9 protein-coding genes are annotated in these 16095 nt (G+C 52.3%); 3 read left to right on the top strand and 6 right to left on the bottom strand.

Annotation, left to right across the window (positions count from 1 at the left end):
- Positions 1-11: 11 nt before the first annotated feature.
- The 5 genes from BM030_RS11545 to BM030_RS11525 form a co-directional block, all read right to left on the bottom strand.
- Entirely contained in the window at positions 12-1568 is a 1557-nt protein-coding gene (locus BM030_RS11545; RefSeq protein WP_090973761.1) for a RagB/SusD family nutrient uptake outer membrane protein, read from the bottom strand.
- A 19-nt stretch (positions 1569-1587) separates the two neighbouring features.
- Complete coding sequence (locus BM030_RS11540) at positions 1588-4560, bottom strand: SusC/RagA family TonB-linked outer membrane protein (RefSeq protein ID WP_211657585.1); 2973 nt, start codon at positions 4558-4560, stop codon at positions 1588-1590.
- A gap of 189 nt (positions 4561-4749) precedes the next feature.
- Positions 4750-8883, bottom strand: a complete 4134-nt coding sequence (locus BM030_RS11535) for a two-component regulator propeller domain-containing protein (RefSeq protein ID WP_090973759.1) — start codon at positions 8881-8883, stop codon at positions 4750-4752.
- Positions 8884-8962: 79 nt separating this feature from the next.
- Positions 8963-9757, bottom strand: coding sequence for a murein L,D-transpeptidase catalytic domain family protein (locus BM030_RS11530; protein WP_090973758.1), 795 nt, complete (start codon positions 9755-9757; stop codon positions 8963-8965).
- 69 nt (positions 9758-9826) lie between these two features.
- Complete coding sequence (locus BM030_RS11525; RefSeq protein WP_090973757.1) at positions 9827-10861, bottom strand: L,D-transpeptidase; 1035 nt, start codon at positions 10859-10861, stop codon at positions 9827-9829.
- 174 nt (positions 10862-11035) lie between these two features.
- Here BM030_RS11525 and BM030_RS11520 point away from each other — a divergent pair, with 174 nt between their 5' ends.
- On the top strand, positions 11036-11626 hold the full coding sequence (locus BM030_RS11520; protein WP_090973756.1) for an alpha-ketoglutarate-dependent dioxygenase AlkB: 591 nt from the start codon (positions 11036-11038) through the stop codon (positions 11624-11626).
- A gap of 30 nt (positions 11627-11656) precedes the next feature.
- Here BM030_RS11520 and BM030_RS11515 read toward each other — a convergent pair whose 3' ends face one another.
- Entirely contained in the window at positions 11657-12391 is a 735-nt protein-coding gene (locus BM030_RS11515) for a GntR family transcriptional regulator (RefSeq protein ID WP_090973755.1), read from the bottom strand.
- Between the two features lie 411 nt (positions 12392-12802).
- On the opposite strand from BM030_RS11515, the gene BM030_RS11510 reads away from it, so the two are divergent.
- Together BM030_RS11510 and BM030_RS11505 are read left to right on the top strand one after the other, a co-directional pair.
- Entirely contained in the window at positions 12803-14641 is a 1839-nt protein-coding gene (locus BM030_RS11510) for a class I mannose-6-phosphate isomerase (RefSeq protein WP_244518876.1), read from the top strand.
- Entirely contained in the window at positions 14610-16013 is a 1404-nt protein-coding gene (locus tag BM030_RS11505; protein WP_244518874.1) for a sugar porter family MFS transporter, read from the top strand. Before BM030_RS11510 ends, BM030_RS11505 begins: the two co-directional genes overlap by 32 nt.
- Positions 16014-16095 lie beyond the last annotated feature (82 nt).

Genomic DNA, 16095 nt, shown 5'->3' with positions numbered 1-16095 from the left:
CGCTTATGTTTTTAGTCGTAAAAGTCGTTTTGAGGAAATACGCGCATCAGGTCTATCTGCGATTGGGGGATAGGCAAGCGCACCATGTGCGGAGCCATCGGGTAGATCGCCACATTGCCGGAGTTGGAGCCCATCTGATAGTATTTGTTCACCCGTTCCACCAGCACGCCAAGGCGCTTCAGCAGGAACCAGCGATTATTTTCGAAAGCTAGCTCACGCGCAGACTCCTCCAGATAGTTGTCCAGGTTGAACGACTCGAAGGGAGGTACATTGGCGCGTTCCCGCACTTGGTTAACATACTCCAGCGCCTTATGGTTAAATGGATCTTGGCCGCTTCGCCGCCAATGCGCTTCGGCCCCCAGCAGCAAGGTTTCTGCATACCGGTAATATACGATGCTCTTGTAGCTGTTGTTGGTGCCCACCCGTTTCTCTTCGTCATGGTATTTTTTCAAGCTCCAGTGGTAGCGCCTGAAATCGTCTTCATACAACGCTGGGTCCAGCGGCTGGCCGAAGTTGGGCGAATTTGGGTTGTTAACGATAAGCCGCAGCGGATAATAGTACGTGTGGAAGCGGAGGTCGTTTTCCTCGTCATAGAGCGAACGCAAATAGTCATTGGGGTATGACCATCCGAGGGCTTCACCGCCGTATTCCACCGACCGGATCATTTCACCGCTGGAGAGTTCATACACACGGCTGGTAAACATGCTGCTTATCCATGTGGGGCCGCCGCCCGGCAGGTCGTCGTTGCCGCCGGTTTGCTCGTCGCGCACATATACAAACAGCGATTCCTTGTGGTTCGGGTTCTGGCCAAACACGTCGGCAATCTGGTTGCGCGGCAGCAGATCGTGTGTCGTGTTCTGGATAACGGCATCGAAATTCAGGACCGCTTCGTCCCACTTTCCCTGCCACATGGCGCTCTTGCCGCGGAGGTGGTGGGCAACACCCTTCCCATACCGCCCGAACTCCACTGCCCAGTCCAGGTGCTGCACGGCAAAGTCAAGATCCGCATCAATGAGTTTGAATACCTCCACCGGGTCGGCGGGCTTGTATTCCTTTTCGTCAAACGCGTTTTCCGGCGTGGTGGCAATGGTGTCCAGCAGGATATTGTCATACATCCTAATAAGGTCAAAATACAGTTCGGCACGCACTATCCGGGCCTGTGCGAGAATTTGATTACGCCGCGCCGTTGCCATATCTACCTTTGGCGCGTTCGTGATAATCGCATTGGCGCGGTCAATGATTTGGTAACCCATGGTCCACTTGCGGCCGGGGAACCCTATCGGCGTGTGGTTCGGGCCGTACGGTGTATGCCAGGTTCTGTTGAGACCCAGGTCTGTTGCGACCAGAAAGAAGGCTACCGATTGCAGCGCCGAACCTTCGCCCTCGGGCAAATTGTAGCTTCTCATGCGGTTATACAGCGCATTAACACCGCTTTCAAGTCCTTCAGGCGTCTGGTAAATATGGTCGATTGACACCTCGGTGATGGGTGCCTCGCTAAGGAAGTCGTTGCAGGAAGTGAGCAACGCTATCCCCAGCAGTTGTATGGTTAATAATCTAAGCGTCTTCATCCGTATAATAGGTTTGCTGTTAGAAATTCACTTGAATACCGCCCACAATGGAAATGGCTTCAGGGTAATCGTTCGGGTTTTTCTCTGGGCTGTATGACTTAAAGTCTGTCAACGTAATCAAATTGTGGCCTGTGCAGTAGATGCGCAGGTTGCTCAGCTTCATTCGGGAAAGCACTGGCCTGCTGAATGTATATCCCAACGTGGCTGTGTGGAGCCTTACGTATGATGCGTCTTGCAAGCCCATTGTCCAGATATAAGGCCGGTCGTTTGATTCCTGTGGTCTAGGCCAGGTACCCGTTGGGTTTTCCGGTGTCCAGTAATCCACTTTCACGCCGTTGAGGATACCCCGTAGTGATCCCCCCATGCTGTAATCAAACAGAAACTGGTTGTTGCGTGTTACGCCCTGCACCGTTACCACGTCGGCAGATACGTCGAAGCCTTTGTAGCGTACTTCAACGTTAAACGTTCCAAACCAGCTGGGGTCGCGGTCCACGATAACACGATCAGCATCCGTGAGCCTCCCGTCGCCATTAGTGTCCCGTATCTTTACATCGCCGGGCTGCGCATTTGGCATGTGGCTGTTTACGATGTCTTCGCCAATCTGCCATATCCCCTCAGGGAGATACTGGTAATATACATTTTTCGAGCGGCCGATAAACCAGCCATTGGCCACATCATCTACCTCCTTGCCGTGCTCATCGCGTTCGCCATATAGGCTAATAATTTTATTCCGGTTTCTGGAAAACGATACACCGGCGTTGACGGTCAAGTCGCTTTTATCCACCACGATGCCGTTCATCGTTAGTTCCACGCCTTGGTTTTCCACCTCGCCGATGTTGCGCAGCATTCGCGAATAGCCAACGTCCGCTTTCAACGACAGCTGCGCCAGCAGATCGGTGGTACGCGTGTTATAGAACTCAAATGTGCCGGCAAGCCTGTTTTTGAAAAAACCGAAGTCAAGGGCAGTATTCACCGTTGTCGAGGTTTCCCACTTCAGGTTCGGATTAGGCAAGAAATCGCCAGGCACATAGCCAATGCGTTTCACGCCATTGAAAAGGTAGTCGCGTTGCACCGCGGTGCTCAGGCTCTGATAAGTGCTTATCGCCTCGTTGCCCACGCTGCCGTAGCTGGCCCGTAGCTTCAGGTTGGTAATTTCCGGAATGGCTTCAATGAACGACTCGCGATAAAGGTTCCACCCCACGGCCACGGCTGGGAAATAGGCCCACTTATTGTTTGCTCCAAAAACCGTAGATCCGTCGGCGCGGGCCGATGCGGTCGCATAATATTTGCCGTCATAATCGTATTGCAAACGCGCGACGAACGATACGAGTCCTCGGTCATTTGCCCCCACGGTAGGCAGGTTGCGTTCAGCAGTGGGCAAACCATAGATATCCAGCAAGTCGTTGGGGATGTTGCTGGCGTCGTTCCTGAACCGTCTGTATTTCCGCTGGCTAATGCTATGCACCAAGGTGCCCCCCAGGTTGTGCTTTTGGATGTCGGTATTGTAACTCACAATATTTTCCAACTGCCACTCCATTTCGTCTTCATATTGAATCGCCCCGTTGCCCATGCCTCCCCGGCGGTAGCCCAGCAGGGATTCAGCAGTCGAATAGTTCAATGTTTTGCGGTTCCATGACCGCCGGCTGGCGTTGATCCGGTAGTTTAGTCCACTGAAGGGAGTAATGTCCGCGAAAATGTTCATGATATCGTTCCGGTCGTGGCGGGTGTTTGACACCTCCGCCAAATCCAGCAGTGGATTCACGCTTTCCTGTACACCGGTGGGGTAGATGCGGTACGTACCGTCGTCGTTGTATATTTTGCCCAGTGGCGACGTGGTGATAGAACGGAGCAAGGTTTCGCCTGTGCCGGGGTTATTGTTTTTAGACAGTTGCCACGACGTGTTGGCCCCCAGTTTCAGCCATCCGTTAATGGTCTGATCTACGTTAAGGCGGATGGTGCCGCGCTGGAAATCGGTTCCCGGCACCACCCCTTCACGCATGGAATAGTTAAACCCCGAATAGAGTTGGGTTTTATCTGTTCCGGTGGATACGCTCAGGTTGTGGTTCTGGGTAGATGCCACGCGCAGTAGCTCTTTTTCCCAATCTACAAACGCGCCACTCTCGAGCACTTCCCGCTCGATAGTGGTAAATATAGCTTCGTCAGGCAGGTAATTGTTGTTGTTATCCGCTCGGTAAGCCTCGCGTTTCAGTTGAGCAAACTCTTCGCCGCTATACACATCAAAGTTGCGCCTTACGGTTTGTGCGCCGTAGAAGCTGTTCAGTGCCACCACCGCCTTGCCCGCACTGCCCCGCTTGGTAGTAATCAGGATAACGCCGTTGGATGCCCGTGCACCATATATGGCCTGCGCGGCCGCGTCCTTCAGGATCTCGATGGAGGCGATGTCATTGGGGTTGATGTCATTAATACCGCCGATAGGCACCCCATCTGCGATGACAATGGGCGCATTGCCGGCGGTCAGCGATCGGCTTCCGCGGATAAGGATGTTGGACGAGCTGCCCGGTGCGGCATCCGCCACCGTTACATATACCCCCGCTGCTTTACCCCGGAGCATCTCGCCCAGGTCATTGGAGGGCACTTTGTTTACGCTTTCGGTATTCGCCGATACCACCGAGCTGATCACATCGCTTTTCTTCTGAACACCATAGCCCACCACCACTACCTCGTCCATATCAATGGCGGATGACGGTTGCAGCCGGACATCTACAAGCGTCCTGCCGTTTACCGGCACTTCTTGGGTTTCCATGCCCATGAAGGAAAACACCAAAACCGCTTGGTCAGTTGCAACCGCAATGCGGTAGTTGCCCGTGCCATCAGAAACCGTCTGGTTGGACGTTCCCTTTTCCAGGATGCTAACGCCCGATACGCCGTGCCCGTCACCATCGGTAACCCTGCCGGAAACCGTGAAGGTCTGGGCGGGCAGGATATGTCCGATGAGCAGCGAACCCAGGAGAATAAAAAAATGTTTCATCATAATTTGTTTAACTTGCACTTAGTTGGTTACACTCAAGTTATGGCACACAACTCCGCTGGCAATAACTTGCTTAGGGTACAAGGCCATAATTGGTTTGGCAAAGGTAAATAGGCAAGAATCCGCGAACGAAAAATCATGTAACAACTAAGCCATGCTGATGTAACAAGGGTAAAAAAAAGGTGATAAAGCCTATTCGGCCGTATTTACGCGGTCGGTGGATTGATGATTTGTCCGCTGGTAGTCTGACGGTAGCAAGCCGAATTGTTCTTTGAAACATTTCCTGAAGTGGTCGGCATTTTCGAAGCCCACCAAGGCCATGGTTTCCTTTACGCTCACGTTGTTATCCCTAAGGATAGCGGCAGCCTTTTTTATGCGCATTATGCGTACAAACTCCGCCGGCGAAAGGCCGGTGAGTGCTTTTATCTTCCGGTGAAAATGCATCCGGCTCAACCCTACTTCGCGGCTCATCTGTTCAATGGTGAAGGAGCTGTCGGCCATATGCCGTTCAACGTATTCCTTGGCTTTCCGCAAGATTTGGTCGTCCAGCGAATTGACAAGCACCGTGCCCGGGTCGAACAGCGATGCCCGTTGCAGTTGCGCACGTATGGCTTCACGCTGCTGGATAAGGTTTTTTATCCGCAGCAGCAGGTAATTGCTGCTGAACGGTTTAGTAATATAAGCATCAGCGCCGGTCTCATACCCCTCATATTTATGCGCAAAAGTTGCCCTGGCCGTGAGTAGCACCACGGGGATGTGGCTGGTGCGGACATCCGTTTTCAGTCGGCGGCACAGTTCAATGCCGTCCATCACGGGCATCATGATATCGCTGATAATCAGGTCTGGAATGGTCCGTAGCGCCAGTTCCCATCCCTTCTGGCCGTCAGCAGCCATTTCAATGCGGTAGTGGTCGTCCAGCAAGCTCCTGATTAACCCGCGCACCTCATCGTTATCCTCCACAATCAGCAGCCGCTGCTGTTCACCTTTAGGCTGTCCGGCTATTATGGCCGGCGGGAGGGACGTCTTTTCGGCCTGCAATGGCAACGTACGGTCAACCGTTACGCCCGCTGTTCCAAGTCTGCGCAGCGGTAGTACCACGGCAAATCGGTTGATGCCGTCGGCGCAGGCAACCTCCATATAGCCGTTGTGCAGCTCAACCATCCGCTTACTCAGCTCCAAGCCGATGCCGATGCCTTCCGGATACTGGTTGTCAGCCCTTTCAGTTTTCGAATAGTAGCGTTCAAACAACCGGTTGGCAACCGATGGCGGGATTGGAGCTCCCGAATTGCTCACTTCAATCCGTACGGAGCGGTCCGTTGCATCCGCAGCAGGTGTTACGCCGGTTGCTGCGCTAATAAGTCGCATATGTACCGACACCTGGCCCCCTTCAGCAGTGAACTTAAACGCGTTTGACAGCAGGTTGTACATTACTATCTCCAGCTTGCTGGAATCAAATGCGGTGATGAGCCGTTCCGGTTCCGAGGCATAATCAAAGCGGATGCGCCGGGCTATGGCCAGCGGCTTAAATGTCAGTACCACCTCTTTCAAGAAAACCGCCAAATCGTCATCCGCCGCCTCCAACTGCACGTGTGCTTCCGTTTCCAGTCGACGCAGGTTCAGCACCTGGTTCACCATCTCCATCATCCGCTGTCCGTTGCGCCGGATCATCGCCAGTTGATTGCTCAGCCCTTCGGGGAGGCCGCGCTGGTGCATCAGCCGGTCCAGCGGAGTCAGGATGAGGGTGAGCGGTGTTCGTAATTCATGCGAGATATCCGTAAAAAACTCCAGTTTCGATGCCAGCATGCGCTGTTCCTTTTCGCGCATCAGCTTTTCCACATAAAGCTGGTTTTTCCATTTCGCGCGCCGATGAAAAAACAAGAAGACGGCGTAACTCAACGACAGCGCGAGCAAAGCATAGACCACGTAGGCCGTTTTAGTAAGCCACCAGGGTGGAAGCACCACAATCTCCAGCACGGCAAACTGATCTCCCCATGCCAAGGGATCCGTGCTGGCCTGTATCTTTACCTCATGCGTGCCAATGGGCAGATAAGTGAAGTTAATGGAGCGCTGTTTGCCCAAATCTACCCAGCCGTGTTCCAGACTGCTCAGGGAATACCGGTAAATGGTGGCCTCCGGATTGACGAAGTTAACACCCGAAAAGGCAATGGATACGTTCCGTTGATCATACCGTAACGTGATGGCCGAATCCGGATACCGGGTCATATCCCCCAGGGCGATGCTCGCCGCCGCCGGGTTTTTTGAGTGGATCTCAAAACGGGTAAAAAGCACATCGGGGAAGTAAGGCTGCTTTGTTATCATTTCCGGCGAAAAAATGTTGAAGCCATTGATTCCGCCGAAAAGCAACTGCCCCGAAGCCGTTTTCAGTGCGCAGCCCGGGTTGAACTGTGCGCCTTGCAGTCCGTGGATTTCCGAAAAGTCGGTCGAAATGAGCGTCGGTTGGCCTGTTGCATTTTCCCGGTACTCCACCTTGGAGAGCCCCGCGTTCGTAGCGATCCAGAAATCACCGTTATCATCTTCCAAAACCGCGTTAATGGTATTGCTAGCCAGGCCGTTGCGCTGCCCGAACCAATAAAGCCGGTTATCCTTAACCAAAAAAAGCCCTGAACTTTGGGTGCCTATCCACAGCCGTTTTCCCGTGTCTTCAATAATCCAGTTTACAAACAACAGTTCCTGTTCAAACCCTTTCAAAAGCTTACTGAGGTCTATGGGTTTTCGGGTCACACGGTCGATGCATTTCAGTCCCGAACGTGTGCCAATCCACAGATGGCCCTTGCTGTCTTCATGGATGTAGCTGACGATGTTTCCTACCCCCGGCACATCCGTGAATATGCCGGTAGCTGGATCGAACACCTGCAATTCCCCCATGTTCATGCCAATCCACAGGAGGCCATCGCCGTCCATATACAATGCATGAACCTGATTTTGGTTCAGGGAATTTCGCCCCGGTTCATGGAAATACCGATAGAATTTTTTTGCACGGATATCGTAGTAATTCAGCCCGTGATAGGTGCCAATCCAAAGATTGCCCCGCTTATCGGTCACCATGGCCTTGATAATTCGGTTTGATAAACCCGACGCTTCCGTGGTTCCATAATGCGAAAAAAGCCCGCTTGCCCGGTTGAAATGATTAAGTCCCCTGCCTGTTGAAATCCAGATATTGCCTTCGGCATCCTCCAAAAAACCATTGACATCGTTCTCGCTCAGGCCATCGTCACGTCCAGCGCTGCGTTTATGGTGTTCAAACAGGTTGTGCTGGGGGTGGTAATAGTTCAATCCGCCGCTGTACGTTGCTATCCAATATCCGCCAAACCGATCTTTAATCACGTCATGGATGGAGCCGCGGCTGATGCCTTCCGGCTTTTGGATGGAATACCGGATATTGGTAAACGTTTCGTCGGCCACATCAAAAATCGATAGGCCGCTCAGCGTGGCTAGCCACAACTTTCCCTTATCGGCAAACAACTTCCTCACCTGGTTGGAAAGGATTGTGGAATTGCCCGTATGGAAGTGTTTCCCGATGCTGAACACCCCGCCGGCATACCGGAACGCATAAATACCGTGTTGCTCGGTAGCCACCCAGTACGTGCCTGACGCATCCTGCCTGATATCCCTTATCTCAAATGTATCGCCCTGCTTTTCAAGTGCCGGATCCACCAGAATGCGCCTGAACCAGCCGCTTTCCCAGACATACAAACCACCCTTCGTGCCCAGCCAGATCAGCCCATCGGCATCCCGGAATAGCGCGATGATATTATTCGGATTGCCGTTGGCATCAGACAGGTAAACATGCCGAAAAGCCCCGCTATCCGTATCAAAAACCGTCAGTCCGTTAGAAGTGCCTATCCATAAGCTGCCATCGGTGTCCTCCACCATCGCCTTCACATAGTTGTTGCTTAAGCCCGTTGCATCCGGCGGAGCCGAGTACGATCGGAAGCCCTGCGTCGCGGGGTTATACCGGTTCAGCCCGTTGGCCGTGCCCACCCAGATTTCTCCCGCATTGCTTTCAAAAATCACATTGATGTGGCTGTTTGATAAACTTAGCGAGTCATTCGGGCTATGTCTGAACGTTTCGAACTGGTAGCCGTCGTACCGATTCAGCCCTTCTCGCGTGCCTACCCACAGCATGCCCCGTGAATCTTCCAGCAGGCACATCACCGAGTTGAATGACAGGCCATGGCTCATGTCCAGTTTATGAAATGGAAGATCGGCTGATGGACGGTTAGTGGCGCGGGCGGTTGCATAACCAGCACACAAACCTAAAACCAGCAGAAGCCAAGCGGCAAAATCATATAGGTTTTTCAGCATTGGTCTTGTAATCGACCGCTAATTTACGAAAATATGCACAAACCCCTGAGTCCGCCGTACCGGGCCCCGAACAGCTAAGTTAAAATGAGGAAAGCGACATTCGATCTGCATCGTCAGTATGCTCTTGGTGAGCCAGCATGGTCTCCGCGCCGACACCATCTTTCAATATTTTACTGTTGGCCATGTACGCATCGTTATCCGCATAGATAAAGAGCAGGGAGCCGTTTTTAATGGTATCTATAATGGGTTTATTTAATGCCCGGGGCAATGCGGGGCAGCCATAGCTTCTGCCTAACCTGCCGGTGGCCCGTATCACGCTTTCACTGCAATAATCGGCACCGTGGATAACCACGGCCCTGGCCATGGCTTGGTCATTAATGCCCGGCTCCAGACCCGCCAGCCGGAGGGAATAGCCATTGCCTCCTTGATACGTGGCATCGGTCAGGTAAAAACCTAACGAACTCTGGTATGAGCCGTGTTTATTGGAGAATCGGGTAGCATATTTCTCTCCGCTATTCCGACCGTGCGACACGATGGTATGAAACAGCAATTTCTTGTTTTTCATATCCAGCACATACATCCTTTTCTCAGTAGAAGGGAGCGTAAAATCAATAACCGTCAGTATATTCTTGTTTTTAGCCGGGATGGTTTTATAACCTACCATGGCCTGCTCAAACGCTTCATATTTGAGTACCGATTCAAGCTGTAAACTATCGTAGAGTTTTTGGGTTTCGGATACTTCCGGTAACGGGTTGATGGTATCTGGTTGTTGGGTGTTAACCCGCTTGTTTTCTGTTTGTTCCGTAGTGGGGTATTGGTAAAAGCCCAAGCCTGTCAGGACCGCGACAATCACCACCGTCAATAACTTATTCATACACACATTCCTTTGCTTCAATTACAAAGGTAAGGATAATAATGTGATTATCAAAATGTTGGAAAACTGTCAGTCAATGACAATGATTAGCGACTGCAGCGTTTTCGCCCAATCATAGATAAATTTGGCGTGAGACGATGCATTGCGCACACACATGTGCGACCGCGGTATGGTACCCAACGTCGCGCTGTATTCTATGATGGGGGCTTCCGGATGGTTGGTAGGTACCCCATGGATGTATCCTCCGTTGTTAAACCGGCTGGCGTGCGGCGCATAGCCTTTGATAACGCTGGTGCCGTCCTTCACATAATACATTTTCGGTTTCTTTTCCTGGAGGACAAATATGCCTAACGGCGTTTCCATGGAATAAGGCGGCTTATGCACCCCTGTTGTGGCAGGGTTCATGCTCAGCACCCGCCACGATTCCGGCTCCGTACGTTCAATGGTGCAGATGTTCTGGTTGGTTACGTCCACCACCACAACCTGGTCAAACTGTACGCTGTCGCCCAAGGTCTTCACATACCGTTTAGGCACTTCCCAGGTGCCTTCAAATGAGATGCCGGCTATCTTCACCATCGGAATCGTGTCGCTGCTCAGCAGTTCCACGAGCGATCCGTCACGTCCATAGATGGCCGGTCGCTCATGGCGGCCTTCTTCGTATAAGGGAGCAGATTGGTAGCGTTCGTTGCCTGCCGTGTCTGAAACCCGCTTATAAGCGTTACGCACAAAGTTGGCTACAACGGGTGCCTCGCCGTTCCGGTTCTTGTAATTCTGTAATATGGCGTAGCGCTTTTTCCCCCGCTGGAAGTTCTCCACATAGGCCAGTTGCTCCTTGATTTTTTCCCATTGGAACACGCGTACCGTGTCCTTATAGGGATATTCATCTTCCAACGCATATTTTTCAAACGCAATGGCCTTGGTAAGGTCAATGTCTTTGGCTGTCCGCGGACGTTTGCGTTCTTCCTCTTCGGCTTTCCTTACCTGTTCCAAAGAATCCGCCCGGCGTTTTTCGGCTTCATCCTCCAGGTTGGTGGCTTTCTCTTTGCAGGAGTAAACAAATGGTATAACAAGTAAAACGATCAGAAAATATAAAAGCTGTCTCATATAGTGCGATTAACAGGTTAGCGATGATTGTGTTTAGACCAAGGCAAAGTTTAGCTGCATAGCATTGCTGTTGAATTAATTAAACCGAACCGGCAACGCCTGCAAACTGGGTCGGTTACCAAAAATACAAAATAAACCGTTTTGTTTCGTATATTGTGTCACTAAGTGGTCAATATGGCAGGCATAACAGGTCAAGGAAGCTTATTTCCCGTTGAGCGCCCGGGGCCGCACGGATTTTCCTATGAGGCAGGTTTCCTGTCGGAAGCCGAAGAGGAGGGACTGCTGGAAACTATCGCGCACATCGCGGTGCGCCCCCTGGTTTTTCAAGGCTTTGAAGCCAAGCGCAAGGTGAAGAGCTTCGGTTATGACTATCACTTCGACAGCCGTACCATTACCCAAGGGCGGCCAATCTCCCAAGCGTTCGCACCGTTGTTGGAGAAGGTTTCGGCGCATCTACAGCTGCCGGTTGAAGACCTGAAAGAGCTGTTGGTTACGGAGTATCCGCCGGGGTCGGTAATCAACTGGCACCGGGATGCGCCGCCGTTTGATGTCGTCATCGGTGTTTCCCTGCTGTCAGACTGCCAGTTCCGGTTCCGGCCGTACGCTAAAAGCGAACAACGGCGCTCAAACATTATTGCCGTTCCCGTCATGCGGCGATCACTTTATGTGATACGCGGGGAGGCCCGCAGCGAGCGGGAGCACAGCATCGCGCCGGTGCAAGAAAAACGCTATTCGTTAACGTTGCGTACGCTGAAGGCAATATAACGCGTTGCCGCATATGCTGGTGCTTTATTTTCATTCCCGCTTAAATTCGATGGCGTAGGTAAAGCTTTCGGCGCGATAATAGCCAATATTGTACTCTACCGGCAGGGAGGATTTGTCGTAAACCCGCCGCTTTCGGACCAAGATGGGGGCTCCCTCGTTTATACTCAGCTTTTCGGCGATGAAGGCTGATGCGCTCTGGGCCGATATTTCTTCTTTGGAGGTTTCCACTGTGATGCCGAAATCTTTTTCCAGTAACTCATACAGGGGGGTATTGAAGTTTTCATTTCCGGTAAGGCCTATACTGGGATTGAAATAGGAAACAAAATAGACAAACGGATTGTCTACGCTGCCCCGCAGCCGCTCCACGCATAAAATCCGGCTGCCTTCTTCCAAATCAAAAAATTGGCTCACTTGGCTGGGCGGCGACTGCTTCCGCGATACGTGCAGCTCGTAATTGCAGACTTCCAGTCCCTGGGCTTTCATCTCCTGGGAGAAACTCATCCAGTTGCGCGCATTGCTGAGCACCACTTTGGGAGCCACAATGGTGCCGTAACCCCGTTTCCGAACAAGGACGCCTTCGTAGACCAGCCGGTTAATCGCTTGCCGCAGCGTGTTCCTCGAAATATGGAGCGTTTTGGCTAGCTCTATCTCTTTGGGTAGTAGTTTCCCGTCTTCGTATTCTTTGGAAGATACCAGTTTCCTTAGCTGAGTCTCCGCTTGGACATGCAGCGGTATATTGCTTTTGCGATCAAGTTTTTGCACCATGGTTAAGTAACTGATTAATGCGATGGTTGTATTATGTACTTACAAATGTACGATTTTCACCGTACATATAGTCGCCCGATTAACATCCTGCAAGCTTAACGGACACTATTTGGTAGAATGAATAAATTAATATGTATATACATATAAAGGAGATTGCTGACGGATGATATGCTTTTTCATCGGTTTTTTTGAAAATTTTTTGGAGAATTGACAATTATTCCTGTACATTTGTTCATACATACTTTTCCAAACAATACGGAAGATATGAGGGCCAATTGTTTGCTATTGCATTAAATATCAATTTTTAGGGTTGATTAACTACTGATTGCTGTCAGGATTATACCAAATAACGCAATGTTTGTTGATTGTTTTAATTTATGTATATACATATAAACTTTTTACTGAATAACTATGTCAATTGAATTAAAGGGGGTCGTTGAGTCACCAGCGACAACAGGGCTGCCGAGTACTACAGCGTTGCGGAACACGAAGCAGGAGATCATGCCGGCCCGACTCGGGCCGAGGGGCGTGAATGGCTATGATATCTATCCGGCGCACGCCTTAGGCAGCGGGAAGATCCACGAGGGTTATGGCACGTTGGCGGAATGGGTGATTAACCAGAAAACGGTAGTGATTGATGGTTATGTGGGTAATTTTTGGGATCGTATAGCGACCGGCTTAACCGCTGAGCTGGAAAAGCGGGGTGCGAAAGTAAACCTGTGCCTGATGGACGATTTCCTGAAACCGGAGGCGGATATCGAACGGTTGGTGAAACCGTATCTCGGTAGCAACGACTCGGTGTGGGGTACCAAAACCTCGCTCCACCTGAAGGATTTTTACCGGTGGGATGCGCTGGCCGGTATCCGGCCGAATCCAGACTGCACCGTCAACATCGTGATGGGTACGGGGGCAGCGTTGACAGGGTGGGACGTACCGTTGATTTATATTGACCTGCCGAAAAATGAATTGCAGCACCGCATGAATGCGGGCGCAATCACGAATCTGGGCAAGTCGTCGCCCGATAAGCCGGCGGCGATGTACAAACGATTTTATTTCGTGGACTGGGTGGTTTGCAACCGGCATAAGGAGTCGTTGCTGCACCGCGTGGATATACTGGCGGATGGCCAGGGAATCGATTGGATAACTTGGGCGCACGCCCCGGCGGTTTTCAGCGGCTTGAAATCGCTTGCCCATACAGTGCTCAGGCCGCGCCCGTGGTTTACACCGGGGTCATGGGGCGGCCAGTGGATAAAAAGGCACATCCCGCAGGTTAACCAGGATGAGCCGAACTATGCGTGGTCGTTTGAACTCATCGCTCCGGAAAATGGGCTGGTGTTCGAGAGCGATGGTTTCCTGCTGGAAGTGTCGTTCGACTGCTTGATGATTCTTGCGGGAGGGGAAGTACTGGGTAAGCACCGCGCGCGCTTCGGTAATGAGTTTCCCATCCGGTTCGATTTCCTCGATACGTTTGATGGCGGCAACCTGTCCATCCAGTGTCACCCGTCGTTGCCGTACATCCGTGAGCACTTCGGCGAGGCAATTACGCAAGACGAGACCTACTACATCCTGGACTGTGCGCCAGATGCGAAGGTGTACCTTGGTTTCCAAGAGGATATCGATCCCGATGCATTCCGGCGGGAACTGGAAAATAGCCTCAGGAACAATACGGAAGTGGCCATCGAGAAGTACGTGCAGACGTTTCCGGCGGCAAAGCATGATCTGTTCTTGATTCCCAACGGTACGGTGCATAGCTCAGGGAAAAATAACCTGGTCCTTGAAATCAGTGCAACGCCGTATATCTTCACGTTCAAGATGTACGACTGGTTAAGTAAAGACCTGAATGGCAATCCGCGTCCTATCAATATCGAACATGCGTTCCATAACCTGCGGTTCGACCGGAAAGGGCGGCGCGTGCAGCAGGAGCATGTCTCCAAGCCGTATGTGCTGGAAGAAGGAGAAGGCTGGAAGACCATCCACCTGCCTACGCATGAGGCGCATTTTTATGATGTGCACCGCATCGAATTTATAGACGAGGCGACCGTTGAAACCCGGCAGGCTTGTCACGTGATGATGCTGGTGGAAGGCACGGAGGTGCTGGTGCGGATAGGCGACCATACCACGGCGTTCCGGTATGCGGAAACCTTCGTTATCCCCGCGGCGGTTCCGCGGTACACGCTGGTGAATGCCGGGGGAGGCACGGCCAAAGTAGTGAAAGCGTTTGTCAAGGACAGTTATGGGCCAGCAACATAAACTTCCGGACGTCCTGTGGTTCGCATGTGCCGTAGCGGCACTGGGAGGCTTTTTGTTTGGGTTCGACATGGCGGTGGTCTCCGGAACATTGCCATTGGTTACCGAACAGTTCTCGCTTTCGGCGTTCCAGCAGGGTTGGTTTGTCTCCTCGGCGCTGGTGGGCTGCATTGTGGGGGTGGCGGTATCTGGTGAGCTGGGCGACCGGTATGGCCGGCGGCGGGCGCTTCTACTTGCTGCGGTGTTGTTTTTAGTGTCTGCCGTGGGCTCCGGATTGTTGCCCAGCTTTTCGTCGATAGTCTGGGCCCGGCTGTTGGGCGGCGTGGGTGTGGGCATTGCGTCCAGCATGGTTCCGCTATATATTTCTGAAATTGCCCCGGCCCGCATCAGGGGCCGGCTGGTAACGTATTACCAGTTGGCCGTTACCTTCGGAATCCTGATGGCTTACTTGAGCAACGCGTTCTTGCTGCACCGTACATACGATACGGGCGCCCAGGCATCCGGATGGCTCGGCGTGGCGTTTGACGAAGAGGTATGGCGGGGTATGTTTATGGTAGAGGCGCTGCCCGCGTTGGTGTTTCTGCTGGGGCTGATGGCCATCCCGGAGAGTCCGCGATGGCTCATACAGCAGGGGCATACGGCCGCCGGGATGGCGCTGCTCGGCCGGTTTGTGGGCGAGGCGGAGGCGCAGGCCGATGCGGAAAGCAGGCAACGGCAAAGCCGGCAGCGGCAGGCGGCTTACCGAGAATTGTTTGCGCCGAAATGGCGCGGCGCACTATTGCTGGGATTACTCCTGCCGCTGTTTTCGCAGTTCTGCGGGATCAATGCAATCATTTACTATGGCCCCAGTATACTAAAGGCAACAGGTGTAAGCTTAACGAACTCGTTGCAGAGCCAGATCGTTTTTGGCGTGGCTAACCTGCTGTTTACACTGGTAGCGGTCTGGAAGGTGGATAAGTTGGGAAGGAGGCCGCTTTACTTGGCCGGTACGGTGGCGGCGGCATTGAGCCTGATGGTTGTGGGGGCCTGCCTGCATGCGGAGCTTACGGGCGGGCTGCTGCTGGGCGCCGTCATCGTCTTCCTGGCAAGTTTTGCTTTTTCGATAGGGCCGCTGAAGTTCGTCGTGGCTGCCGAGATTTTTCCTGCCGCCATCCGGGGAAGGGCCATGGCGCTCAGCATCATGGTGATGTGGGTAGCCGATACCATTATTGGGCAGCTCACGCCGGTATTGCTGGAGGGTATCGGCACTGCCTTTACGTTCTGGTTCTTCGCTTTATGGTGTGTGCTCGCCTTCATCACTGTATATCGACTCTTGCCGGAAACCAAGGGCAAATCACTGGAAGATATCGAAAGGCGGTGGCTTGAAAACCGATAATAACCGAAGAAAACCAAATGAACCATTAAAAACCAAATTAAAACCATTATGATAGTTAACATTCGTTTTTGCAGGATCAGCT

The sequence above is a fragment of the Parapedobacter composti genome, assembly GCF_900112315.1.
Classification (GTDB): Bacteria; Bacteroidota; Bacteroidia; order Sphingobacteriales; family Sphingobacteriaceae; genus Parapedobacter; species Parapedobacter composti.
The sequence above is the reverse complement of the archived record's forward strand: the minus strand, read 5'-3'. Positions and strand labels throughout refer to the sequence as shown.